Genomic DNA, 24,546 nt, shown 5'->3' with positions numbered 1-24,546 from the left:
AGACTCCCACCAGCATTACTGACGCACGCCTTTTTTCGCCCCCGGCCAACGAGAATGGCTGTGCGCTGAAATGAATTTTGTACAGTTAGCCGCCCATCTAAACGGCTTTTCAGATCGATCCTATATTCAAATCGCGAGTAATTGCGCACGCTTGTGCCTGGAGAATTTCATGTACGTCCACATGCTGAGAGCCTGCTGCTAGTCATTCCTTCACTAGAGGCAGTAGTTGTAGGTGCTCAGTTCCTGGAGCACCGATGGCAAGCCAAGCACCTGAAGCGTCCGCCTCTTCCGCACGTCCCGTCACAGTCGCTCCGCTCAACCAGATCCAACTGGGTGACGTGGCGCTGACCATCGATGCATTTGGCCAATGGCTGGGCGCAATCACCGACGGAGCAGTGACCCTGGATCGCCTGCGCACCGTTGCAGGCAATCTGCCAGCGGTCCGTAACATCCTCAATCTGGCAGACCTGCTGGGCGATATCGTCACCCTCACCACACGCGAGGACCGTGATACTTCGGACTGGGCGATCGCGAGCATCAATCTGATCGGTCTGATGCCTGCCCCGGCCACCGCTCCCGCCCGCATGACGCTGCGGCCTGCACTTTTTCTCGCGCGACAGGAACTGACTGGCGAAAAATCCCTGGTCAGCGAGGCCCTGCTCAACACGCTGACGGTCAATCTGAACAGCAGCATTCGGGGCGAGTTGGACGACTTTGTAAAGCAGACCCAACAAAGGCTACCCGGTTTGCTGGATGAAGCCGCGACCTTTGGCGAAAGCCTCATACTGGACCTCGCCAGCGGTCTGGAGACCCTGAGTCAGGCGAACAACGTTGTCGGTACAGCGCCCGGCAAAAGCGAATCAGGGAAGTCGTGGCGCGACCCCACCGAGATGTTTTCCAACCTCTATGACGCGGCGCTTCAGTTTCAGCGCGATGCCGCAACCACAAGCCAGAGCGCCCCGGCACAAAGCCCTTCAAAAGAAACACGCGCCAAGATCGCCGCAAACGCCCAGCTACTGCGCCAGTTCGCCGCGCTCTTGGCCAGCCAGGTACGCGCGCAAGCCAATCCGTCGACGCAAGGTAGTGTCGGGTGGATCGTCGCCGGATTGCATCGGTCGCTCGAAGCGCGAGGGCCGAGCCGTTACCTGGCCGCCAATGTCAAGACCGATACGACGAGCCGGGCTGGATCGCTCCATCCAGGCGAATCACTTGAGGCACGCGTCAAAGAACGCCCGGCCGACCAAGACGCCAACGTGTGCAAGATCGGAGCGCCGTCAGGCACCGGCAGCAACATCAGCTTCGCCACGGGCAGCGAAACACTCAGCCACACCGACTTCACGCTACCCGGCCCATTTCCCCTCGCCTGGACGCGTACCTACCGCTCCAGTCTGGGTGCCTTCGACGATGGCGTGCTGGGCGCGCGCTGGATCACGCCATACACCACGCGCTTCGACGTGCGGGGCGAAGGCCTGCGCTACCACGGCGCCGACGGGCGCAGCCACGACTACCCGCTGCCCAAGGTCGGACAGTTCCATGAAGATCGCATCGAAGACCTCACCCTGGTTCGTGTACGCGATCACGAGTTGGTGCTGTGTCGTGGCTACGAACGCCGCGAGACCTACCAGCGCCACGGCGACCGCTACCTGCTGGTGCGGATCGAACTGCGCGGCGGCGCCGGCATGCTGCTCGGCTACGACCACCGCGTTGGCAATCGCGCGGTGCTGTCGGACCTGATCACCTACCAGGACGATCTCAGCCAGGTACACACCCGCCTCGGCACCCTGGTGGACGAGGCTGGCCGCATCACCGGCCTGTGGCTGATGGGCGAGCACGAACCCCTGCGCCGTCTGAGTCTGTACCGCTATGACGAAGCGGGCGACCTCACGCTGGCACAAGACGAGAATGCTGCCGCGTGGACCTACCAGTACCAGCACCACCTGATCACCCGTTACACGGACCGCACCGGGCGCGGCATGAACCTGGTGTGGCAGGGAGAGGGCGCGGATGCCAAAGCGGTGCGCGAATGGGCCGACGACGGCAGCTTCGACACCCGCCTGGAATGGGACGAGAACATCCGCCTCACCTACGTCACCGATGCCCATGGCCAGGAGACCTGGCACTACTACGACCACCTGGGCTACACGTACCGCATCATCCACCCCGATCAGCGTGAGGAATGGCTGTTCCGCGATGGGGCGAAGAACGTCGTCCAGCATATCCACCCGGACGGCAGCGAGGACTGCTACGCCTATGACGAGAACGGCAACCTGCTGGAGCACATCCGTGCGGACGGCACCACCGTGCATTACGCGTGGGATAGCAAAGACCAGCTCATCAAGATCAGCGACGCCGAGGGCGGCCTCTGGCTGCGCGACTACGACACCCGCGGTCGGCTCACGGAGGCCATCGACCCGCTGGGCAACAAGACCGAGTACGCCTACAACCTGATGGGCCTGCCGATCGGCATCACCGATGCCAGCGGCAAGACCAGGCAGCTCGAGTACAACAGCAGCGGCCAGCTCACTCGCTACGTGGACTGCTCGGCCAAGGCCAGCGAATGGGCCTACGACGCGCACGGCCAGCTTGTGCAGTTCACCGACGCAGCGGGCCAGGTCACCCGCTACCGCCACGAGGCCGGCCAGCTCGCCGCGATCCGCTACCCGGACGATACCGAAGAGCACTTCGAGCGCGACGCAGAGGGCCGGCTGCTAACCCACATCGATGCGCTGGGCCGGCGCACCGAATGGGACTACACCGAGGCCGGCCTGCTGGCCAAGCGGGTGGACGCCGCCGGCCAGTCCCTACGCTATCAGTGGGACAAGCTCGGCCAACTCACCGCGCTGCGCAACGAGAACGGGCGCGATGCCGAGTTCCACTACGACCCGGTGGGCCGTCTGCTGGCGGAAACCGGCTTCGACGGTGCCATCACGCGCTACGAGTACGAAGAGGCGACCGGCAAGCTGGCGCGTGCCATCGACGGGCAGCGCATCACTGCCTACACGTTCGACCCGATGGGCCGCCTCACCGAGCGGCGCGCTGCGCTGCAAACCGGCGACGGGAGCCCGCGCAAGCAGGGCTGGCAGGTCGAGACCTTTGCCTACGACCTCAACGGCAACCTGGCGCTGGCGACTAACGCAGACAGCCGCCTGCAATGGTTCCACGACCCGGCCGGCAACCTGGTGCGTGAGCACCAGCACTACACCCGCCTGGGCCAGCCGCTGGTGGGTGTGTGGCTGCACGAATACGATGCGCTGAACCAGCGCATCGCCACCGTGCGCCCGGATGGTCACCGCGTCAGCTGGCTCACCTACGGCAGCGGCCACCTGCTGGCTCTCCAGTTGGATGAACGAGAACTGGTCAGCTACGAGCGCGACGACCTGCATCGCGAAGTCGCGCGGCTGCAAGGCAACCGCCTGCTGCAAACGCAGCAGTGGGACGCCATGGGGCGGCTCAACGAGCAGGTGCTTGCTCATGAAGCCAAGGGGCCGCCCGGGCAAACTGCGGGCGGCAACCGCCTGCTGGTGCGCCGTTACCGCTACGACGCCGGCGGCCAGCTCACCGACATCAACGATACGCGGCGCGGCCAGCTTGCCTACCGCTACGACCCCGTGGGCCGCCTGCTCGAAGCGCACAGCCGGCTGGGCCACGAGACCTTCGACTTCGACCCGGCCAGCAACCTGATCGACCCGGCCGAGCAGCGCGAAGCCGAGCGCCAGCGCATGCCGCGCATCAAGGCGCTGGATAACCTGCTCAAGCAATACGCCGGCACCCACTACCAGTACGATGCGCGCGGCAACCTCACGCAGCGTTGGCACAACGGTAAGGAAGGCCGCTTCACCTGGGACCTGTTTGACCGCCTGACGCACTACGAAGACGAGCGCCTGAAGGTCGACTACACCTACGACGCGCTTGGGCGGCGCTTGTCCAAGCACAGCCAGGCGCACTACGAGGAAAGAAGGGAAGCGGAGCCACACTGGAACCGCGCCGAGCGGGTCAAGCGCAACCGCGAGCTGCAATGCGGTTTCACGCTATATGGCTGGGACGGCGACACGCTGGCCTGGGAGAGCAAGATCGCCGACGAGGATGGCTTCGGTGCGCGCACCACACACTATGTGTACGAGCCCGGCAGCTTTGTGCCGGTGGCGCAGGCGGTGCGCGACGACGCCATCGAATTGCTCGACCAGCCGGAGTACGGCGATTACTACCGGCAGGATGAAGACCCGCTGTGGGGCGCGCCGCCGCCCGCGCCGCCGATCAACAGCCTGGCCTGGTACCAGTGTGATCACCTCGGCACGCCGCAGGAACTGACCGACGAGCACAGCGAGATTGCGTGGAGCGCGGAGTACCGCGCCTGGGGAGTCGCGCAGGAGGCAATCAGAAAGACCTCGGGGAAGGCACCGATCGCCAACCCCATCCGCTTCCAGGGGCAGTACCATGACCATGAATCGGGGCTGCACTACAACCGGTATCGGTACTACGACCCGGAGGTGGGGCGCTACGTCAGCAAGGATCCAATCGGGCTGCAAGGTGGACTGAATGCTTACAGTTATGTGGCCGGCAACCCGCTGAGCAACATCGATCCGAGAGGGCTGCAGGCTTATCCCATTCCGGTGCCTGTTGGCCCGATTCTGGGGTCTGCGATTCCCGATGGAAAGTTGCTAGCGGATAGGTTGGCAACTGCGACAAAAAAATCGCTGGATAAGCTGACCCGCGAAAAAACTTATCAAACTTATACCCGATACAACCCTACAACTGGGCAGTGTTATAGCGGAAGAACGTCGGGTTATGAGGATCCGGAAACCAACGTGAAAAATAGATCTTACGGTCAAGCGTACTTGACGGCTGAAGGCTTCTTGCCACCCGTCCTGGACAGGTCTTCAACGAGCTACCGCGCCATTCGTGGGCGTGAGCAGCAATTGATTGAGTTGAATGGAAAGGCTCAAAGTAGTGGTGGAATCTCTAGAAATTTAATCAATGGTATCTCGCCTATCAATCCAGCGGGGCCATTGCTATACCTGCCTGCCGCGCTAGCTCAATTTGGAAAGCCAGTACCAGCCGGCCAATGCACTTGCAAATAATGATTACCATGAGATCCAAAAAGCCGTCACCTAGCGCTTATGAGAAGTTGAAAATCTTCTTTGTGTGTTATGTGGATTGGTTTGTGCCCGTTGGGGAAAAAAGCCAAAACCCGGAAGATCAGCCTATAGCATTCCTTGAGAATCTGGAGAAGAAGTCAACTTCAGATGCAAAAAGAGGGTTACAGATGGCTGTCAACGATGTGGTCGAGATGACGGCCGACTGGTCTCCCCAGAAAGTCGCTGAAGCAGATGCGAAATTTTCTAGTCGTGGCGCCTTCACCTTGAGTGAGGTTAGGCGTCGTTACTCCAGAAGGTATCTGCAAATTCTTAGGCGGGGTTCTATCAAATCTGATCTCGAATACTATTTTCTCAAGGGAATTGATGATAGTGGAGAACTCCCCACCCTCTCTGACGAGAGCGAAAAGATAGGTGCCATGCTTGCTGACTATGAAGAAAAATTGACTGGTGCAGCACCTCGATAGCCGACACAAGTGACGCTGAAGCTGCGTTGTGCATGCGGTGCGCTGGCACTCCCGCCCCTCGGATAACACCGAGTCAAAAATTGTCGATGCGATGGCGTTAATTGGGATCGTTTATTGGATAATAAGTGAAATCCTACGAGTTCTGTTCCCGCCACGCAACTTGATTCCGGTGCCGTAATTTCTCGACGGACTCGCGAAGAGCTAGTGCCCGTTCCACTCGCTCCTGACCTAAAAGAAAATGAGGTTGACATGCCAATCTAATATGTAGAGTTCAGCGACGAATCGTCGCTATCGAAGATGCTGGAAGGATCGGTTCTCAGATATTGCACACTCAAAAATTTTTCGCTTGACGGAAAAAATGTTGATTCTGTTTTTTTGTCGTGCTCCTTGGAGGATTTGAATTGGTATTGGGGGCTATTCAATCACTGCCTTTTTGTCGACACCAAATTCATTGGCTGTGTATTCCGTGGATCTAACTTCGCTTATTGCCGCTTCCTGAATTGTGAATTTTCAGACTGTCGATTTGAGGAGGACAATTTTCATTCGCCATGTAGCTTTGATGGCACCCAATGGTTTGGCGGCAAGGCAGCTAGGTGCAAGGGATTGCCGGAATACGCGTTCCCAGCCCCGTCCCCAAGCCGCTGAGCACATCGCCCCTCAACGCTCGACCTCTAGGTCATGGCTAGAGTTTCACAAAAAGACAGCCGAACTGATAAAACTTCTGGGTACATTCGACCTGGAGATTCCTCTCTTGGCTAGTTATCCCCCCAGGCTGTTATCTCTTAAGGAATCCTGGGTTGGCATGTCGTAACCAGTACTCTCAAGCTTTGACTGACGGTATATCTGCTACCGCTTTAGCTGAGAAGGTCAAGGATGGTTGATAGGGACCAACGATATTATGGATTACATACCGACCACCAAAAGATGCGCGAGCAGCAGCACTACACTCGCCTGAGCCAGCCGCTCGTGAGCGTGCTCCAGCACGAGTACGACGCGCTCAACCAGCGCATCGCCACCGTGCGCCCGGACCGACACCGCGTCAGATTGCTCGCCTATTATCGAGTTTCTCGACCAACCCGAGTACGACGACTCCTACCGGAAGAACGAAGTAATGCTTACGATCCAGACGTGCCGAAAGCTCCGGGAAAGCCAGGAAAGGCCGAAGGTTTTTGCTCACCCAAAGGCGGCGATGACTGGGTTAAATCACCTAAAGGGTGGGGGTGGCGCGACAAGAAAGGCGGCGTTTGGGTCCCTACGGGGCCTGGTGGTGATGCTCATGGAGGACCGCACTGGGATGTTCAATATCCAGAGCGTTATGACAATATCTATCCCGGCGGTCACAGGCGGTGAATTTATTGAGGCTTTAATATGCTGATCAGAATTAGACTAGGTTCTTTTTATTCAAAATGCGACGAAAGCAGGTTGTTCGATGGATTTAATGGCATTTCCGCCATCCGCAGCATCAAGGGGGATGGAAGAGATTTATTATTGGATATCTCGATTAGAGATTTAAGTAGCGATTCAATGCGTGAACTGATTGTGCTTTTGTGGCGCTATAGGATACCCCTTTCACCCTTTCGTCCGCTCGCGGGGAATAAGAGATTTGACTGGCTGAACAATCCAAAAGGGGTTTGGTACAAGAGTATGTTTGCCGGGAAGGAGCAGACAGAAACCCAGACTGGCAGGTGAAGCGATGAGCGAATGGCCGCAAAATCTTGCGGCGCTTCGAGTTCGTAGCGCTATTCGTGAGCTGCGGCGATTGGCATCCTTGGTGCCACCTCTATGGTGGACTCTCCCTGCTAACGTGGCTGTACCATGACGACTACTGTTAACGACCTCCGACTTCGGATACGCGCTTTACCGGCTAACCCCAGACGAAAAGAGGTAGCCGAGATTGCGTTTGAGTTAGAGTACCTTTCGTTATTAGTTTCACCGCTTCCCAAGGACATATTCTCACTGTATCTGGAGGTGCTATCAGACCCTCTGGTTTTTTCCAAGAATGGCATAGATAACTTAATTTCTGCAATTTATAACGAATTCGAGAAGCTCACCTCCGACCAAGAAAGCACCCTATTAGAATCCATAGTCAATAACTCAAAAGAATATAATAACGAGAAATTGCGATTCTCTGTTGGGGATATGATCGCGAGAAAGTACCCTGTCCAAGTTGCACTGGATGCTTTCCGCCGAATGTGGTTCTCCGGTGAAAAACATTCCCAGACCATTGCTCAATTTGGTGCGGACGTCTTGTCTTTAGTGCTACCCAAAGAAGGACCGGAGCGCAACAAGCTTCGCAAATTCGGTTTGGAAATGGTGCAAAAAGAGAAATAATCATCGATTAACGAACTATCGCCGCAATAGTCAACCCTATCTTCCAAGATACACCGCCATGATCTGCGCTCGCTCATGCCCCAACTCGCGGCTAGTAGCCTGCCAAGCCTGCGCATCCAGCGCGGTTGAGCCGGGGTCAGCGTGCGCGCCGCAGCCCCGCCGGCAGCCGGAGCCTGATTATCCAATCGAGTATGCGAATGGGAAAACAAGTACTTGGCTTGGCGGACATGCCGGCATTTTGGTATACAGCACTACCGAAGTCACGCAATACTATGAGTACGGTCGATACAATCCAAATAACCCAGGCATCATCGGGGCCAAACTTCCAGCGAATTCCGGCAACGTACGACGGGTAAGCACCCCCAATCTGTCTCTCGGCGCGGACGGTCAATCCACTCAAAAGTCACTTGATGTGCTAAGTGAAGCCTTATCAAGGAAGGCAGGAAAAGGCACTAAAACCGAACTCAAATGCAATGTTACGGTGGATGAGAAAAAAGCTGCCGAATACGCTATAGACATTGCCAATAATGTAGATCGAAAATCATATAGCTGGACACCATGGAATACAAATCACTGCAGAACCTTCCCAAGGGATGTATTCAATGCAGGAAGGAATTAGGCGAACCATGAAATCAATCATTTACCATTCTATAGTATTCACATTGTCGACATTATGCGCAATATTCGCATACCTGTTGGTAGATCGTTCCATCAGTCTAAGCTACGCCAACCAAAGCCTCAGCGAGAGCAATGCCGCGTTAAACAGCATAGAGAATCTTCTTGGAGATGCCTGGAAGGGAATGGAGAGAGACACCCTTGTTAAGCGCTTGCAGGCAGAGGCGGCGGCTCGACCAGCCGATTCCATCCTTGTTAAAGAGGAGAAGAATGTCATCTGGTTTGGCGACGTCCGCTTTAATATTGAGAATGGATTTTTGAAAAATATTGGAAATTGACGCATCAGGCCCAAACTGACCGTAAGCGTGCCTCTCCCCTTCCTCGCAGCTCTAGGAAAAGTCAGAGATCTGTTCGACCGCCTCACCCACTACGAAGATGATCGCCTGAAGGTCAACTATACCTACGACGCGCTCGGCCGGCGCCTATACAAGCACAGCCAGGCGCACTACGAGGAAAGAAGGGAAGCGGGGCCACACTGGAACCGCGCCGAGCGCGTGAAGCACAACCGCGAGCTGCAATGCGGTTTCACGTTGTATGGCTGGGATGGCGATACGCTGGCGTGGGAGAGCAAGATCGCCGACGAAGACGGCTTTGGTGCGCGCACCACCCACTACGTCTACGAGCCCAGCAGCTTTGTGCCGGTAGCGCAGGCGGTGCGCGAGGAAGCCGTCGAATTGCTCGACCAGCCCGAGTACGGCGATTACTACCGGCAGGATGAAGACCCGCTATGGCTGCCCTGCCGCCGCCGCCCGCACCAGCCATCAACTGCCTGGCGTGGTATCAGTGCGCTCACCTCGGCACGCTGCAGGAGCTGACTGATGAGCACAGCGAGATTGCGTGGAGTGCGGAGTACCGTGCGTGGGGTGTTGCGCAGGAGGCAATCAGAAAGACCTCGGGGAAGGTGCCGATCGCTAACCCTATCCGGTTCCAGGGGCAGTACCACGACCACGAGACGGGACTGCACTACAACCGGTATCGGTACTATGAGCCGCACGGCGCTAGCCCCCGAATATCTCCGATCCGATATCGCGATTTTCCGTATCGAGCGCGCGTGGCTAGACTGGCGACGCATTCTCGACGCAGCATCGTCGTACGGCAACGCGACACGCCCTCACACAAACGATTCCGGGAGATGAGCCATGTCCGACCGGCATGCGTGCCGAGGCGAGCTCAAGACACTCGGCCTCGTGGCCGGCACCGCGCTGCTCGCCGCCGCGCGCCCGAGGCCTGCACGCTGTGCCACGGCGCGGACGGCCAGGTGCAATCGAGCGGCGGCAAGCCGGTCTTTAGGGCGCTCTAGGGTGCACGCTCGTTCAACTGGGACGCAGGCATGGGCGACATCCGCAACGCGGCCGGCTTCGTGAAGGCCAACATGCCGCTCGGGCTCGGCGGCACGCTGACCGATCAGCAAGCGTGGGACGTCGCGACCTTCATGGACAATCACGAGCGCCCGCAAGCCCCCCGTTTCACCGGCTCGCTGCAGGACACGCGCGCGAAATGCCACGACACGCCCGACTCGATGTACGGACGCGAGGTGAACGGCCGCGTGCCCGGCGCGCCATGAAACCCTGCTTGCCCAAGCGGCGCGGCATACCTGATCACGGATGCCAGCGATACACGACGAGGCTCGACCCGTTGTAGTTGTCCTTCGTGATCACGTATTCGCCGGTCGAGCGCAGGTACGCACGGATGCCATACATCGAGTCGACGTCGTTGCCGACGTCCATCGCCGACGTGTTCGAATTCGTCAGCGTGGTCACGAGGCTGCCGGTGTTCAGGTCGAACACGTCGACGTTCGGCACCGTGTGCACGTAGCCGACGAACAGGTAGTGGCCTGCCGCCGCCATCGATTTCGGATTCGCGCTCGTCAGGTTGATCGCGACGTTCGGCGTGCTCGTGTTGCCGGCCTTCCAGCCGCGATAGACCTCGATGTGCCCGTTCATCGCTGTCCAGTCCCAGCTGCCCGAGATGCCCTGCGCGAGGATCATCGTGTCGCTGTCGGCCTGGTAGATGATTCGTGTGAGCGGCAGCACGGTGCGCGGAATCGGAATCTGCACCGGCTTGCCCCATGTCGGTTTCCCGGTCGCGTCGAAACCCGTCATCGGATAATGCGAAATGTTGTTCGTGCGATCGAGCCCGGCCCACACGTCGCCGTTGTCGTCGAGCGAGAAGCCGGCCGTCACCTGCAGCGTCGTGTTGAACGGCTTGCCGGGGATCGAGCCGTCCGGAATCGCGATGTAGCCGCTCGCGCCGTTGAAGTGATAGATGTTGTAGTTGCCCGGATTCTGTCCGGTCGCGACCAGCATCCGCGTGCCGTTCACGAGCGCGAGCTGGCCGAAATGTTGACCGCGCTGGTAGTCGTTCATGTCGAGGCGCGGGTCCTTCGGATAGGTGAACGGATCGATCGTGTTCGCGACGAACGTGCCGCCCGCGGTGCCGGTGTACACGTTGTTGCCGCTGTAGAAGAACGCGCCGTCGGTGGCGGGATCGGGCGCGGCGGCAGCCTCGAAGTTCAGTGCCTGCAGCTTCCATTGCAGCACGCCCGTCGGGCTGTACGAATGGAGGTCGGTGCTGCCATTGCGCCCGAGATCCCAGCCGCCGCCCCACGCGTTGTTCAGCACGTACAGGTTGCCTGCCGCGTCCTTGCCCATGCCGGCGACGCGCGTGAAGCGCTTGTCGCCGACCTGCCCCTTGATGCCCGAAGTCGTGTCGAGATACCCGCCGAGCACGCCGAACGTGCCGCGCTGCACGGGCTGGCCCACGAGCGCGTAGATCTTGATGTTCATGTCGGGGCCTTCGTCGCCCACCAGCAACTGCCCGCTCGGCGCATCGAAATACAGCGACGCCGGCCGCGCGCGGGCCGCCATCTGGATCGTGCTCATCGCCGTGCCCGTCGGGCTGAACTGCGCGACGACACCCGCACTCTTGCGCGCGACCCACAGGTTGCCGGCCGCATCGAGCGCCAGCGCACCGGGGCCCGATACGCCGATATCGCGCTGCCACACGCCGTCCGTCGTGTAGACGCGCACGCGGTTACCGTAGAAGTCGCTCACGTACAGCAGGTTGCCGGTCGTCGCGAGGCCCGTGATCACGTCCGCGTACTGGATGCCCGTCCACGTGCTGACGGGAATGCGCAGGTCGCGCTGGTTCGTGCTGCGGTTGTAGCGGCCGACCGAGCCGCTGCCGAACGTGCGGTTGTAGCCGAGCGCGACGAACAGCGAGTTCGCGTTGCCGGTGATCGCGCCACCCTGGAATTCGTCATGGATGCCGATCGTGCCGAGCGTCTGCCCGTTCTGGTAGATCGCGACACCGCCCGCGTTCTCGTCCCAGCGCGACGCCGTATAGATCACGCCCTCGGGCGCGACCCAAAGCGAGCGCGCACCGTTGCCGACGTGCGCGGCGAGCGTGCCGAACGTGTTCGCGAGCCAGTCCGTCGTGTATTGCGCTTGGGCGTGACCGGCCGGCGCCAGCATTGCCATGCACAGCCCAAGCAATGCAGCGCGAATTTGTTTCGATAACATGAATGATGCTCCCGGACGATCGTTTTTCGACACTCTAATTCGCCACGTATGAAATATCGGTGATTTTTTCAAAAACAGGTTCAATTGCGCTGCGAATGATTCATTACGTTCCTTTACCGCGCGATGCCGCCTGACCGAAGACGCATCGTTCCGGGCTTCGTATCGCAGCCCCGCCCGACAGCGCTCTTGCGAGCCGCTTTTTCCGGCACTTTATTCCGAAACACCTGACCATAACGCGTCATTTTTTCTGATTCGCGCGCATTGAACTTCCATTGCCGACTAATCGGTTAAATGATTACAAATCGAAATTAAAATGAAAGAGAAAAAATATTGTCCCGCGCGCGCTGCATTGCCGGGAAAATCGTGAATACATGAAATAAGGCGACGTGCGGCGGGTTGCCGTTGCCAATGAAGATGCGGATGAGGAGCGGGATGTACCGCGCGTGCGGCGAAGGAGAGGTGGACAGCGATGATGAGGAAGGCAGCGCCCCGGCCGGGCGTGCAGCCGGTTCAGGTCAGCGCGCGCTGCCGAGCGTCGCGCCGCCCCAACCGTCGAGGTCCTGGGCAGCGCATCGACGACGTCGATCACGCGCTGGCGGTGGAACAGACATCGATCAGCAGCGGGCCACGCAACCGGCGGCCCGCATCGAACGCGAGCCGCCGGTCATGCGCGTGACGTCAGAACTTCTGGCGCAGGCCGAGGCTGACGATCGCCTGCGACCGCGAGTCGGACGAGTGGCCGTTCGCCTTGTCCGACACCGATGCGGTCGCGGCCACCGGCCGGCCGAGCGCGTCGAGCGTCGTGCCGGACGCATGCTGGTACGCGCCGAGCAGGTACACGCTGGTGCGCTTCGACAGGTCGTAGACCGCGCCAAGCGTGACGTTGTGATACTGCGCGCGGTTGTCGATGCCGTCGACGTCGCTGCCGCGCGTGTAGCTGTAGCCCGCGAACAGTTGCGTCTGCGGCTGCACGTTCCAGCGCGTGAACACGCCCGCGACGTTGAAGGTCGCGTGGCCGTTGAACAGCGACTGGGCACCGCTGCGGTACTGCACGTTGCTGTAGTTCACGCCGACCACGGCCGGGCCGAAGTCGTACGTCGCGCCGGTCGCGATGATCTGCTGCGACTGCGCGCTCGCATAGCCTTCGTTGATCGACGAGTTGAACAGGCCGTCGTCGGTGCTCTGCCACTTGCCGACCGTCGGGTCGGTCGCGCCCGTCTTGCTGTTGTCCGAACGCTCGTAGCCGACGCCCACGCGCAGCGGCCCCGCCGCGTATGCCGCGCCGATGCTCCACGTGTTGCGCTGCTTCATGCTGCCCGGCTGGCTGCCGAAGCCGTACAGCGCGCCGAACGTGAAGCCCGCGTAGTTCGCGCTCGTGTACTTGATCGAACTGTCGACGCGCGCGGTCTGGTCGAGATCGTCGATGTCGCCCGGGTGCGCACCGAAGCCGCCGATGTACGACGACGGGCCGACCGGGCTCACGAAGTCGTCGAGCGACGTGTACTGGCGGCCGAGCGTGACCGTGCCGTAACGGTTGCTGCCGACGCCGACGAAGGCCTGCCGGCCGAACTGGCGACCGCCCTGCCCCGACGTGCCGTTGGTGATGTCGAAGCCGTTCTCGAGCACGAACAGCGCGCGCATCCCGCCGCCGAGATCCTCGGAACCCTTGATGCCCCAGCGGCTGCCGGACAGGTTGCCGGTGGTCAGCCCGACGTTCGAATGCCCGGTATAGGCGCCCGGCGAGCCGACCCGTTCGTTGCTGCGATAGGTCACGCCCGCGTCGACGATGCCGTACAGCGTGACGGAGCTTTGCGCGGATGCGATGCCCGCGAGCGAGAGCAGCAGCGGTGCTGCGATCAGTTGCTTGTTCATGGTTTTTAGCGTCTCCGGGCGGTGAGCCCGTTGTTCTATGCGAGTAGCGCGTGCGGCCGGGAGCCCCGCCGGCATGCGACGCCAGTCGCGTCCGCACACGGGAACGCGCGCGTGCGATACGCGCGCGCGACGTCGCGGCGAGCATGCCCGCCACGGCCGCCATGGTAGTTGGAACCGGTTCCCATCGACAGCGCAATAATGAAAACAACTTCTTGCCAGAATCGAGATAATCGGCCGTGCAGCGAACGCCGCTGTACAGCGCGACAACGCGCGCCCGATAATCGAGCACCCGCGTTCCACATGGAGCCATCGGCATGCATCAAACGACCTTGCTGATCTTCGCCGCCGTCGCGTTCGTCGGAATCGCGACGCCAGGCCCGACCGTGCTGCTCGCACTGACCAACGGCTCACGCTACGGCGTGCGCCGCGCGGCCTACGGTTTCGCCGGCGCGATGCTGTCCGACTTCGTGCTGATCGTCGCGGTCGCGCTCGGCCTCGGCGCCCTGCTGATGGCGTCGGCATGGTGGTTCTCGGTGGTGAAATGGCTGGGCGCCGCCTATCTCGCGTATGTCGGCATCCGGCTGCTCACGTCGAAGGGCTCGCTCGACGTCACCGTCGGGCATGGCGGCACGGCGCACGGACGCAACGCGTCGATCTTCGCGAAGAGCTTCCTGACCGCGGTGACCAATCCCAAGGGCTATCTGTTCTTCTCCGCATTCCTGCCGCAGTTCCTCGATCCGTCCGCGCCGCTCGCGCCGCAATACGTCGCGCTCGCGGTCACGTTCGCGCTGCTCGACGGGGCGGTGATGTTCGGCTACGCGCTGCTCGGCGCTCGTGCGGTGCGGCTGCTGAAGCGCTCGGGCGCGCTGTGGCTCGAACGCACGTGCGGCGCGATGCTGCTCGCACTGGCCGGTTCGCTCGCGCTGTACCGGCGTCATGCCGCATAGGCGCGTCGGCATGCGCGCCGCATCGTGCGTGATGAGCGCGCGATGAGGATCGCCACGCCGCCCCGTTCCGGTTTCCCCGGTCTGTCGCTCCGGCAGCTCGACCGCTCGGATCTCGACGCGTGGTACGCGTACCTGTCGAGGCGCGACGTCGTCCGCCACACGAGCTGGAACCTGCATGCGCGCGACGATCTGCTGCCGCTGTTCGACGATATCGAGTCGACTCATCCGGATTCGATCCGCCGTCTCGCAATCGTCGACGACGCGTCGGGCGCGCTCACGGGGACGATCGGATTGCATACGGTGTCCACCGCGAACCGTTCGGCCGAGATCGCGTACGACCTCGCACCGTCGCACTGGGGGCGCGGCATCGCGAGCGCGCTGTGCGCGAGCGTCACCGCGTGGGCGTTCGCCGAAGGTGGCTTCATGCGCATCCAGGGCGTCGTGCTGAGCAGCAACGCCGCCTCCGCGCGCGTCCTGCAGAAATGCGGCTACCGGTACGAAGGGTTGTTGCGCGCGTACCGGATGGTGCGCGGCGTGCCGGGCGATTTCGCGATGTACGCGCGCATCGCGACCGACTGAAACTCGTCGCGCGTCGCGCGTGTCGCGTCACCGACGCGATTGGACGAACCGCGCCGAATTCGCGACAATCGCCGTTCCCCGCCTCGACTTGCTCACCATGAAAATCGCCGCGCTGTCCGACATCCACGGCAACCTCGCCGCGCTCGACGCGGTGCTCGACGACGTGCGTCGCCGCGGCGCCGACGTGATCGTCAACCTCGGCGACATCGTGTCGGGCGCGCTCCATCCGGCCGAAACGGCCGACCGCCTGATCGCGCTCGACCTGCCAACCATCAAGGGCAATCACGAACGGCAACTGCTGACCGGCGATCGCGACACGATGCGGCTGTCCGATCGCTGGGCGCACGATGCGCTGCGCGACGAGCATCGCGCGTGGATCGCCGCGCTGCCCGAGCGCCTGACGCTCGACGAAGACGTGCTGATGGTGCACGGTACGCCCGCCAGCGACCTCGTCTATTTCCTCGAAACGGTGACGCCCGATGGCTGCCGCGCGGCGACGCCCGATGAAATCGCGCAGCGCGCGGGCGACGCGCCGGCGTCGCTGATCCTGTGCGGCCACACGCATGTGCCGCGCATCGCGACGCTCGACGACGGCCGTGTGATCGTCAACCCGGGCAGCGTCGGGCTGCAGGCGTACATGGACGATCTACCGCATCCGCACCGGATCGAAACCGGTTCGCCGCATGCGCGCTATGCCATGGTGTCGCGCACGTCGGCCGGCTGGCACGCCGAGTTCCATGCGGTCGAATACGACTGGCATACGGCCGCAGTCACCGCGGCATCGCGCGGCCGCGACGACTGGACCGTGGCGCTGCGCACCGGCCGGTGCTGACGCAGCGTCACGCCTTGTTCAACCCACTTCGCTTCCCGGAAAACCATCCCGTCATGCCCGTTCCATCGCAACTGCTCTTCCTGCCCGGCGCGTCGGGCAGCACCGCGTTCTGGCAACCGCTCGCGAGCCGCCTCGCGCATCCGGCCGCGCGACGGATCGTCGGCTATCCGGGCTTCGGCGACACGCCGCGCGATTCGACCGTCGACGACTTCGACGGCCTCGTGCGCCATGTGCTGACCGCGATCGACCGGCCGACCGCCGTGATCGCGCAATCGATGGGCGGCGTGATCGCGATGCGCGCGGCGCTCGAACGTTCGGCGCTCGTCACGCACCTGGTGCTGACGGTCACGTCCGGCGGCCTCGACATGCAGGGGCTCGGCGCGCAGGACTGGCGCGCCGCCTTCGCGGAAGCGAACCCCCAGTTGCCCGACTGGTTCCTGACGTTTCGCGCCGACCTGTCGCATGACCTCGGCCGCATCGCGCAGCCGACGCTCCTGCTGTGGGGTGATGACGATCCGATCAGTCCGGTCGCGGCCGGCCGGCGCCTGCTCGAACGGCTGCCCGATGCGCAGCTGCATGTCGTGCCGGGCGGCCGCCACGATCTCGCGGCGATGCATGCGGATACGCTTGCGCCGCTTGTCGACGCGCATTTGCAGCGCGTGTGACGCGGGCCGCTTCGATTCGAAACCCGCAATGCCCTTGGCGCCGCATCACGCGGCGTTCGCCAGCGTCAGCCGCGCTTCGAGCCCGCCGCCGTCCGGCCGGTTGCGCAACGTGAGCGTGCCGCCCATCGCGAGCGCGAGCTGACGCGCGATCGCGAGGCCGAGGCCCGTGCCGCCCGTCTCGCGATTGCGCGACGTCTCCACGCGCCGGAACGGTTCGAACACCGCGTCGAGCTGATCGTCCGGAATGCCGGGGCCGCGATCGAGCACCGCAATGACCGCGCCGCCGCCCGCTGCCGGCTGCACGTCGATCTCGGCCGCGCCCGCGAACTTCAGCGCGTTGTCGACGAGGTTGCCGACGATCCGGCGCAGCGCCTTCGGCCGCGTGACGAGCGCGAGCGGCCCGCCGCTGTGCAGCGCGACGTCCTGCCCCGCATCCGTGTAGTCGCACACGATGCTGTCGAGCAGTGCGTCGAGATCGATGCGGCGCGCGGCCTCTTCCGTGCCGTGCAGCGTGCGCGCATACGCGACGCCTTCCTTCACCAGATGCTCCATCTCGAGCAGATCCTGGCGCAGCTTCGCGCCCTGCGCGTCGTCGTCCATCACGTCGACGCGCAGCCGCATCCGCGTGATGGGTGTCTGCAAGTCGTGCGAGATCGACGCGAGAATCTGCATGCGCTCGGCCATGTACTGCGCGATGCGGTCCTGCATCGCGTTGAACGCGCGGGCTGCGCGCGCGACTTCGGACGGGCCGTCCTCGTTCAGGCGTTCTCCCTTCAGGTCGGGGCCGAGCGCGTCGGCCGCCTGCGCGAGCTGCTTCAGCGGCCGCGTCGCGAGCCGCACCGCGAGCCAGCAGCACGCGGCCAGCACCGCGAGCTGCAGCGCGAGCACGACCGGCAGCCAGCCCGACAGCGGCACCGTCGACATCGGGTGGATGTCGATCGTCAGCGGCGAGCCGTCGGTCAGGCGCAGATGCACCTGCAGATGCTCGCGATCGCCGGGGAGCGCGTTCGCGGTCAACGGGTAATCGCCGCCGATGCCGTCCGAGATCGAGCGCTCGACGCGCGCCGAGAGCCGCGCCTCCGGAGGCGTGCCCGTCTGGCCCGGCCCGAGGATGAACGCGTAGCTGCGCCGCGCGAGACGCGGCAGCCACGCGGCGCGCTGGTCGGGCGGCAGGTGATCGAGCAGCGCGACCGAGCTCGCGACCTCGCGCTCGATGTAGCCCATCATCAGGTTGGTGGTCGCCTGGTCGCGCTCGGTCACGGTGAGCCAGAACGACAGCGTCTGCGCGAGCACGAGGCCCACGCACAGGATCAGCGCGAGCCGCGCGAACAGCGAGCGCGGCCAGTGCCACAGCGTGCGTGTGTTCATGCGTCGCCTTCGACCGCGGTCACCGCCGACGAGAACACGTAGCCCTCGTTGCGCAGCGTCTTGATGTAGCGCGGCTCGCGCGCGCCGTCGCGCAGGCGCTGCCGCAGCCGGCTCACGAGCAGGTCGATCGACCGGTCGAACGGATCGGACTGCCGGCCCTGCGTGAGGTTGAGCAACTGGTCGCGCGTCAGCACGCGCTGCGGATTGTCGAGGAACACCCGCAGCAGCCGATACTCCGCGCCGCTCAACGCGACCAGCGTGCCTTCCGTGTCGAGGAGGTGACGCCCCGTCGTGTCGAGCCGCCATTCGCCGAACGCCAGCATCGCGGCCGTCTCCGTCACCTGCATGCCGGGCGGCAGCATGCGCGCGCGGCGCAGCACCGAGCGGATCCGCGCGAGCAGTTCGCGCACCGCGAACGGCTTCGCGAGATAGTCGTCGGCGCCCATCTCGAGGCCGATGATGCGATCGGTTTCCTCGCCGCGCGCGGTCAGCATCAGCACCGGCACCGTCCGGAACTTGCCCGCGCGCAGGTCGCGACACAGCGTGAGGCCGTCCTCGCCGGGCATCATCAGATCGAGCACGATCAGGTCGGGCGCGCCGTCGTCGAGCGCGTTGCGCATCTCGCGGCCGTTCGCGGCAAGCGACACGCGCATGCCGTTCTTCTCCAGATAGTCCGCGATCAGTTCGCGGATCGCGCGATCGTCGTCGACGATCAGTACGTGGTCGATCTTGTCCATGAGTCGATGTCGTTGGCGTGATGTTCCGGCTGGCGATGTCCGCTTTTATACCGCATCGCAGGCGCGCGTTTGTATCCCAATGTATCGCGCCGCCGCGACGACACACAACATTGCACAGGCGCGGCTTGCCGGACACACCGCAGATACGTCGGCGCGGCCCAATGACGGCTGTCGAAACCTGTCCGGCCCGCGCACTTGCGCGGCGGCCGGCCGAACCGGAGAACCGCCATGCTGCCCAGATTCAGGACCGCCGCCCTCGTGATCGCCCTCGCCGCCACGGCAGGGCTCGCCGCATTCGCCGGCACCCGCGACGACGCGGGCACGACCACCTCGCTGGCCGGCACGCCGGCGCCCGACTTCACCGGCATCGAGCGCTGGCACAACAGCGCGCCGCTCAAGCTCGACCAGTTGCGCGGCAAGGTCGTGCTGGTCGATTTCTGGACGTACTCGTGCATCAACTGCATTCATACGATCCCGTACGTGAACGACTGGTACCGGAAGTATCGCGACCAGGGGCTCGTCGTGGTCGGCGTGCATACGCCCGAGTATCCGTTCGAACGCGACGCGAAGAACGTCGCCGATGCGATCAAGCGCTTCGGCATCCAGTATCCGGTCGCGCAGGACAACCGCTACGACACGTGGCGTGCGTACGGAAACCAGTACTGGCCCGCGCTGTACCTGATCGACGCCAACGGGAAGGTCGTCTATACGCGGTATGGCGAGGGCGGGTATGACAAGACGGAAGCGGCGATCCGGGGGGCGCTGGCGCAGGCGGGAGAAGGGGCGAAGGGCGCAACGCATACGCAGTAGCATGCGCCCCCATGCGATTCACCGTGACCTACCCCCGCTTCGCATCCGCCTCCGCCAGCATCGCCTCCCCGATCGCGAGATTCCCGTCCGCGATCAGCGCGTCGCCCGCGCCGCGGATATCGTCGACCGCCTTGTTCTGCCCGAGCTTGCGCTTGCCGACGAGCCGCGTGATCTCGATCTGCAGCCCGACGATCGACTGCAGCATCGTGTCGAGATAGTCCTTCGGCGCGTCGGCCATCTTCCAGGGCACCGGCTGCGACGCCTCGTGCGTGCGCGTCAGCCGCGCGACCACGCCGCGCACGAACTTCTCGTCGTCGCGCACCGTGATGCGGCCGTGCGCATGCACGACCACGTAGTTCCACGTCGGCACCTGCCGATGCGCGGCATGCTTGCTCGGGTACCAGTTCGGCGAAATGTACGCGTCGCCGGCGCGGAAGATCACGAGCACGTCGTCGCCGTTCGCGACCTCCTGCCAGACCGGATTCGCACGCGCGACGTGCGCATGCAGTTCGCCGAGGCCGCCGTCGCCCGGCAGCAACTCGAACGGGAGGTGGTTCGCGTCGAGCCCGCTCTTCCCGTGCGTGACCAGGCTGCCGAACGGATGCTGCACGATCAGTTCGCGCAATGCGTCGGGGTTGGGCTCGTTGAAATCGGCAGGGACGTACATGTCGGCTCCACGGTCGTGCAGGGATTGAAATGGCTCGGGCACTGGCCCGTCATGCGCAGATTGTGACCGCTAACTGGTTTATTCTGTAGAGCCGGTTTCGAACAATTTCAGCAGACCAGAATCATGGCCAGAACCGCCCGGATCGTCGAAATCCCGTCGCTCGGCGTGCTCGACCGCGCGGCCGGCGACCTGAGCCGCCAGCTCGCGCAGGCGTTGCGGGAAGCGGTGCGGCGCGGCGACGTGCGGCCCGGCGACACGCTGCCGTCGACGCGGCTGCTCGCGACGTCGCTCCAGGTCGCGCGCGGCACCGTCGTCGACGCGTATGCGCAGCTCGTCGCCGAAGGCTTCCTGGCGGCGCGCGGCGGCGCCGGCACGCGCGTCGCGAACGCGCTCGCCGAGCCCTCTCCGCCGGCCGTCGAACCGCCCGCCGCCCGGCGGCGTGCCGCACACGTCGGGCTGCCCGAACCGGCCGCGACGTTCGCGCGGATCGCCCGCGAGTTCCGTCCGTTGCCGGCCGTGCCGTTCGCGATCTCGGTGCCGGTCGGGCTCACCGCACCCGACGACATCTGGCGCCGGCTCGGCAACCGCCTGCGCGCCCGCGGCGCCGGTGCGCCGTCCGGTTATGCGGATCCGCAAGGCGCGCTGCCGCTGCGCGAAGCGATCGCCGATTACGTGCGCCGCTCGCGCTCGGTGCGCTGCAGCGCCGATCAGGTCGTGATCACGAGCGGCACGCAACAGGGGCTGCACCTCGCGAGCCAGGTCCTGCTCGGCCCGACCGATCGCGCGTGGGTCGAGAATCCCGCCTATCGCGGCATCACCGCACTGCTCGAGAGCACCGGGCGGCGTGAGGCGATGGTCCGCGTGCCGGTCGACGCGGACGGCATCGACGTCGAGGCCGGCATCCGTCTCGCGCCGAACGCGCGCGCGGCGTTCGTCACGCCGTCGCACCAGTACCCGCTCGGGATGCCGATGAGCATGGCGCGGCGCAACGCGCTGCTCGGCTGGGCGCGCGCGCATCGCGCGTGGGTGGTCGAGGACGACTACGACAGCGAGCTGCGCTACGAAGGCTATCCGTTTCCGTCGCTGCAAGGGCTGGATCCAGAACACGTGATCTATCTCGGCACGTTCAGCAAGATCCTGTTCCCGTCGCTGCGGCTCGGCTACGTGATCGCGCCCGGCGATCTCGTGCCCGCGTTCTGCGGTGCGCGCGTGCTGATGGATCGGCACGCGCCGACCGCCGATCAGCACGTGCTCGCCGCCTTCATCGCGAAAGGACATCTCGACCGCCACATTCGCCGTGTGCGCGGCGTCTATGCGGAACAGCGCGCGTTGCTGATCGACACGCTCGGCGCGCGGCTGCCGCGCGAGCGCGCGTGGGTGCAGCCTGGCGATCAGGGGATGCACGTCGTGCTGTGGCTCGCGGAAGGGATCGACGATCTCGACGTGGTGGCGCGCGCCGCGCAGGCGGGCGTCGCGGTGCGCGCGGTATCGCCGATGTTCGCGCCGGGCACCGCGCGCCCGGGCCTCGTGCTCGGCTTCGGCGGGTTCGATCGCGCACGGATGGAAGCGGCCGCGCAGCGCCTAGCGGATGTGGTCGGCGAAGCGGCCGGCACCGTTTCATCGGAAGAATCGCGGCAACGCGTACGACCAAAGGTTGTCCGCGGGAAACAAACGTAATCGTCTGTAAATCCTGCAAGAAAACGGGCTGTTTGGCCACGGACAACGGTTCGCGGTTTGCTAGGATCGCGCCTTTTCCGCTCGCGCTCCTGCCGCCGTGAATCGCTTCGTGCCGTTTCTTCGAGACCTGTGTCTTCGCTGCCGCACCGGCGCCCGCTTGCTGGGCGCCGGCGCCTGGCATCGCCTGCGCCATCCGACGCGCCGCGGTGTCGCCCTGACGCTCGCCGCGATACCGGTGCTCGGCCTGCTGGTCCTGCTCGCGTTCGTCCCGTTCACGCCGAGCATCGGCGACATCCGCAAGGCACGCATCGACCGCCCTGCGCGCGTGCTGTCGGCCGACGGTCAGCTGATCGCCGAGTTTCGGCCCGTCAATCGCGAATGGGTGCCGCTCAAGCAGATCTCGCCGCACATGGTCGACGCGCTGATCGCGACCGAGGACCACCGCTTCTACGCGCATCACGGCATCGACTGGCGCCGCACGCTCGCGGCCGGGCTGCACACGTTCTCGGGCAGCCGCCAGGGCGGCTCGACGATCACGCAGCAGCTCGCGCGCAACCTGTATCCGGACGAAGTCGGCCGCGCGCCGACGCTCACGCGCAAGGTGAAGGAGCTGATCACGGCATTCAAGATCGAGACGGTGTACAGCAAGGACGAAATTCTCGAGACCTACCTGAACACGGTGCCGTTCCTGTACAACGCGTACGGCGTCGAGATGGCCGCGCGCACCTATTTCGGCAAGTCGGCGGACCAGCTCGACATCGTCGAAAGCGCGACGCTCGTCGGGATGCTGAAGGGCAACAGCTACTACAACCCGGTGCTGAACCCGGAGCGCGCGGTACAGCGCCGCAACATCGTGCTCGCCCGGATGGCGGCGATGGGCATGCTGTCGCAGCGGCAGCTCGCGCAGTTGCAGCGCCGGCCGCTACGCGTCGACTTCGAGCCGCAGACCGCGCAACCCGGCCCCGCGCCCCACTTCGCGGTGCAACTGCGCAAGTGGCTGATCGCATGGGCCGACCGCAACAACTACGATCTCTACGCCGACGGCCTCGTCGTGCGCACGACGCTCGATGCGCAGCTGCAGGCCATGGCGACGCAAGCGCTGACGCAGCAGACCGATCGCCTGCAGGCGATCGCCGACAGCGCGTGGCACAACCCGTCCGGCTGCGGGCTGCGCAACGACCTGTTCCGCGGCTTCATCCGGCAGACGCCCGACTATCGCGCCGCGCGTGATGCGGGGCTCGCCGATGTGGCGGCGCTGAAGCAGCTCGGCGCGAATCGCGCGTTCATCCGCGCGTTGTGCGAGCGCAAGACGCAGGTGCAGGCGGGCTTCGTCGCGATCGATCCGCGCAACGGCGCGATTCGCGCGTGGGTCGGCAGCCCCGATTTCGGCAGCGAGCCGTTCGATCACGTCGTGCAGGCGCGGCGCCAGCCGGGCTCGACGTTCAAACCGTTCGTCTATGGCGCCGCGTTCGCGGACGGCATGCAGCCCGGCGATACGTTCGTCGATCGCCCCGTCGCAATCCCGATCGGCGCGCACGCGGTGTGGCATCCGACCGATGCCGAGCCGCCGACCGACGCACCGATGACGCTGCGCGACGCGCTTGCGCTGTCGCGCAATCGCATCACCGCGCAGGTGATGCAGCGCGAAGGCGCGGCCAGGGTCGCGCAGCTCGCGCGCGCGATGGGCGTGCGCGACAGCGCGCTCGACGCGGTGCCGTCGCTCGCGCTCGGCACGAGCCCCGTCACGCTGAAGGAAATGGTGTCCGCGTACGGGACGATCGCGAACCGTGGCGTGTACGTCGCACCGCAGATGATCACGCGCATCGAGGACCGCGACGGCAAGGTGCTCGCCGCGTTCGGCAGCGCGCCGCCCGAACGCGCGCTGCCGGTGGCCGCGGCACAGACGCTGGTCGACGTGATGCGCGGCGTCGTCGATTACGGGACCGGTGCCGACATCCGCTCGCGCTACGGGATTCGCGTCGACGTCGCGGGCAAGACCGGCACGACGCAGGACAACACGGACGGCTGGTTCATCCTGATGCATCCGCAACTGGTGGCTGGTGCATGGGTCGGCTTCGACGACGGCAGCGTGACGCTGCGCAGCGACTACTGGGGCGCGGGCGCGCACAGCGCGCTGCCGATCGTCGGCTCGTTCTACGATGCGGCGCTGCGTGCGCGCGCGATCGATCCGCACGCGCAGTTTTCGCCAGACTTCCGTCCGCGCAGTGCACCGGCGCCCGCACCGAGGCGGCGTCCGCATCCCGGCCTGTTCGACTGGCTGAAAATCTTCCGCTGAGCACTGCTC

Annotated in this window: 21 protein-coding genes and 2 pseudogenes; 18 read left to right on the top strand and 5 right to left on the bottom strand. The window is 63.9% G+C overall.

The features are described from left to right. Positions 1 to 254: 254 nt before the first annotated feature. The 11 genes and pseudogenes from BTE28158_RS05175 to BTE28158_RS05125 form a co-directional block, all read left to right on the top strand. Positions 255 to 5,078: an RHS repeat-associated core domain-containing protein gene (locus BTE28158_RS05175; protein ID WP_174919734.1), complete on the top strand. Its 4,824-nt coding sequence runs from the start codon at positions 255 to 257 to the stop codon at positions 5,076 to 5,078. Between the two features lie 8 nt (positions 5,079 to 5,086). Continuing rightward, positions 5,087 to 5,560, top strand: coding sequence for a hypothetical protein (locus BTE28158_RS05170; RefSeq protein ID WP_151050796.1), 474 nt, complete (start codon positions 5,087 to 5,089; stop codon positions 5,558 to 5,560). Between the two features lie 297 nt (positions 5,561 to 5,857). Next, entirely contained in the window at positions 5,858 to 6,205 is a 348-nt protein-coding gene (locus BTE28158_RS32900) for a pentapeptide repeat-containing protein (protein WP_151050794.1), read from the top strand. Between the two features lie 228 nt (positions 6,206 to 6,433). Next, entirely contained in the window at positions 6,434 to 6,910 is a 477-nt protein-coding gene (locus BTE28158_RS32895) for a polymorphic toxin type 37 domain-containing protein (protein ID WP_151050792.1), read from the top strand. An 18-nt stretch (positions 6,911 to 6,928) separates the two neighbouring features. Beyond that, on the top strand, positions 6,929 to 7,249 hold the full coding sequence (locus BTE28158_RS05155; protein WP_151050790.1) for a hypothetical protein: 321 nt from the start codon (positions 6,929 to 6,931) through the stop codon (positions 7,247 to 7,249). Positions 7,250 to 7,375: 126 nt separating this feature from the next. Next, positions 7,376 to 7,891 (top strand): hypothetical protein, encoded by a 516-nt coding sequence (locus BTE28158_RS05145; RefSeq protein ID WP_151050788.1) that lies wholly within the window; start codon positions 7,376 to 7,378, stop codon positions 7,889 to 7,891. Between the two features lie 58 nt (positions 7,892 to 7,949). After that, positions 7,950 to 8,510 (top strand): hypothetical protein, encoded by a 561-nt coding sequence (locus BTE28158_RS33065; protein ID WP_437340726.1) that lies wholly within the window; start codon positions 7,950 to 7,952, stop codon positions 8,508 to 8,510. Positions 8,511 to 8,517: 7 nt separating this feature from the next. Then, complete coding sequence (locus tag BTE28158_RS05140; protein ID WP_059598709.1) at positions 8,518 to 8,844, top strand: Imm58 family immunity protein; 327 nt, start codon at positions 8,518 to 8,520, stop codon at positions 8,842 to 8,844. Positions 8,845 to 8,871: 27 nt separating this feature from the next. Then, positions 8,872 to 9,381 (top strand): hypothetical protein, encoded by a 510-nt coding sequence (locus tag BTE28158_RS05135; RefSeq protein WP_203249558.1) that lies wholly within the window; start codon positions 8,872 to 8,874, stop codon positions 9,379 to 9,381. Next, positions 9,294 to 9,548 (top strand): annotated as a pseudogene (locus BTE28158_RS32885) (RHS repeat domain-containing protein); the annotation flags it as partial. The gene BTE28158_RS05135 and the pseudogene BTE28158_RS32885, both read left to right, overlap by 88 nt. A gap of 246 nt (positions 9,549 to 9,794) precedes the next feature. Further along, positions 9,795 to 10,130 (top strand): annotated as a pseudogene (locus BTE28158_RS05125) (c-type cytochrome); the annotation flags it as partial. 34 nt (positions 10,131 to 10,164) lie between these two features. Here the strand turns inward: BTE28158_RS05125 and BTE28158_RS05120 are convergent. Together BTE28158_RS05120 and BTE28158_RS05115 are read right to left on the bottom strand one after the other, a co-directional pair. Further along, positions 10,165 to 12,087 (bottom strand): SMP-30/gluconolactonase/LRE family protein, encoded by a 1,923-nt coding sequence (locus BTE28158_RS05120; protein ID WP_151050786.1) that lies wholly within the window; start codon positions 12,085 to 12,087, stop codon positions 10,165 to 10,167. Between the two features lie 678 nt (positions 12,088 to 12,765). Beyond that, positions 12,766 to 13,959: a porin gene (locus tag BTE28158_RS05115; protein WP_151050784.1), complete on the bottom strand. Its 1,194-nt coding sequence runs from the start codon at positions 13,957 to 13,959 to the stop codon at positions 12,766 to 12,768. Between the two features lie 314 nt (positions 13,960 to 14,273). Between BTE28158_RS05115 and BTE28158_RS05110 the strand changes: the two genes are divergently transcribed. The 4 genes from BTE28158_RS05110 to BTE28158_RS05095 all read left to right on the top strand — a co-directional run bounded on the left by BTE28158_RS05110 (position 14,274) and on the right by BTE28158_RS05095 (position 16,982). After that, positions 14,274 to 14,906 (top strand): LysE family translocator, encoded by a 633-nt coding sequence (locus BTE28158_RS05110; protein WP_151050782.1) that lies wholly within the window; start codon positions 14,274 to 14,276, stop codon positions 14,904 to 14,906. A 42-nt stretch (positions 14,907 to 14,948) separates the two neighbouring features. After that, positions 14,949 to 15,485 carry a GNAT family N-acetyltransferase gene (locus BTE28158_RS05105; RefSeq protein WP_151050781.1) on the top strand — a complete coding sequence of 179 codons (537 nt, stop codon included), beginning with the start codon at positions 14,949 to 14,951 and terminating at the stop codon, positions 15,483 to 15,485. A gap of 97 nt (positions 15,486 to 15,582) precedes the next feature. Next, positions 15,583 to 16,317 (top strand): metallophosphoesterase family protein, encoded by a 735-nt coding sequence (locus tag BTE28158_RS05100; RefSeq protein WP_151050779.1) that lies wholly within the window; start codon positions 15,583 to 15,585, stop codon positions 16,315 to 16,317. Between the two features lie 53 nt (positions 16,318 to 16,370). After that, positions 16,371 to 16,982: an alpha/beta fold hydrolase gene (locus BTE28158_RS05095; protein WP_059598715.1), complete on the top strand. Its 612-nt coding sequence runs from the start codon at positions 16,371 to 16,373 to the stop codon at positions 16,980 to 16,982. Between the two features lie 45 nt (positions 16,983 to 17,027). Here the strand turns inward: BTE28158_RS05095 and BTE28158_RS05090 are convergent, their stop codons facing one another. Together BTE28158_RS05090 and BTE28158_RS05085 are read right to left on the bottom strand one after the other, a co-directional pair. Then, positions 17,028 to 18,350 (bottom strand): ATP-binding protein, encoded by a 1,323-nt coding sequence (locus BTE28158_RS05090; protein ID WP_151050777.1) that lies wholly within the window; start codon positions 18,348 to 18,350, stop codon positions 17,028 to 17,030. After that, positions 18,347 to 19,087: a response regulator gene (locus BTE28158_RS05085; protein ID WP_059532572.1), complete on the bottom strand. Its 741-nt coding sequence runs from the start codon at positions 19,085 to 19,087 to the stop codon at positions 18,347 to 18,349. The genes BTE28158_RS05090 and BTE28158_RS05085 overlap by 4 nt, the downstream gene beginning before the upstream one ends. A gap of 228 nt (positions 19,088 to 19,315) precedes the next feature. On the opposite strand from BTE28158_RS05085, the gene BTE28158_RS05080 reads away from it, so the two are divergent. Further along, positions 19,316 to 19,897 (top strand): thioredoxin family protein, encoded by a 582-nt coding sequence (locus tag BTE28158_RS05080; protein ID WP_059598717.1) that lies wholly within the window; start codon positions 19,316 to 19,318, stop codon positions 19,895 to 19,897. A 28-nt stretch (positions 19,898 to 19,925) separates the two neighbouring features. On the opposite strand, the gene BTE28158_RS05075 is transcribed toward BTE28158_RS05080, so the two are convergent. Then, positions 19,926 to 20,564 carry an FMN-binding negative transcriptional regulator gene (locus BTE28158_RS05075; RefSeq protein WP_124905548.1) on the bottom strand — a complete coding sequence of 213 codons (639 nt, stop codon included), beginning with the start codon at positions 20,562 to 20,564 and terminating at the stop codon, positions 19,926 to 19,928. Positions 20,565 to 20,687: 123 nt separating this feature from the next. Here BTE28158_RS05075 and pdxR point away from each other — a divergent pair, with 123 nt between their 5' ends. Together pdxR and BTE28158_RS05065 are read left to right on the top strand one after the other, a co-directional pair. Continuing rightward, a complete protein-coding gene (gene pdxR / locus BTE28158_RS05070) occupies positions 20,688 to 22,241 on the top strand; it encodes a MocR-like pyridoxine biosynthesis transcription factor PdxR (RefSeq protein ID WP_174919732.1) in 1,554 nt (517 codons plus the stop codon). 97 nt (positions 22,242 to 22,338) lie between these two features. Continuing rightward, positions 22,339 to 24,537, top strand: coding sequence for a penicillin-binding protein 1A (locus tag BTE28158_RS05065; protein ID WP_151050613.1), 2,199 nt, complete (start codon positions 22,339 to 22,341; stop codon positions 24,535 to 24,537). Positions 24,538 to 24,546: the final 9 nt, after the last annotated feature.

The organism is Burkholderia diffusa (assembly GCF_902499115.1).
In the GTDB taxonomy this organism is placed as follows: domain Bacteria; phylum Pseudomonadota; class Gammaproteobacteria; order Burkholderiales; family Burkholderiaceae; genus Burkholderia; species Burkholderia diffusa.
The sequence above is the reverse complement of the archived record's forward strand: the minus strand, read 5'-3'. Positions and strand labels throughout refer to the sequence as shown.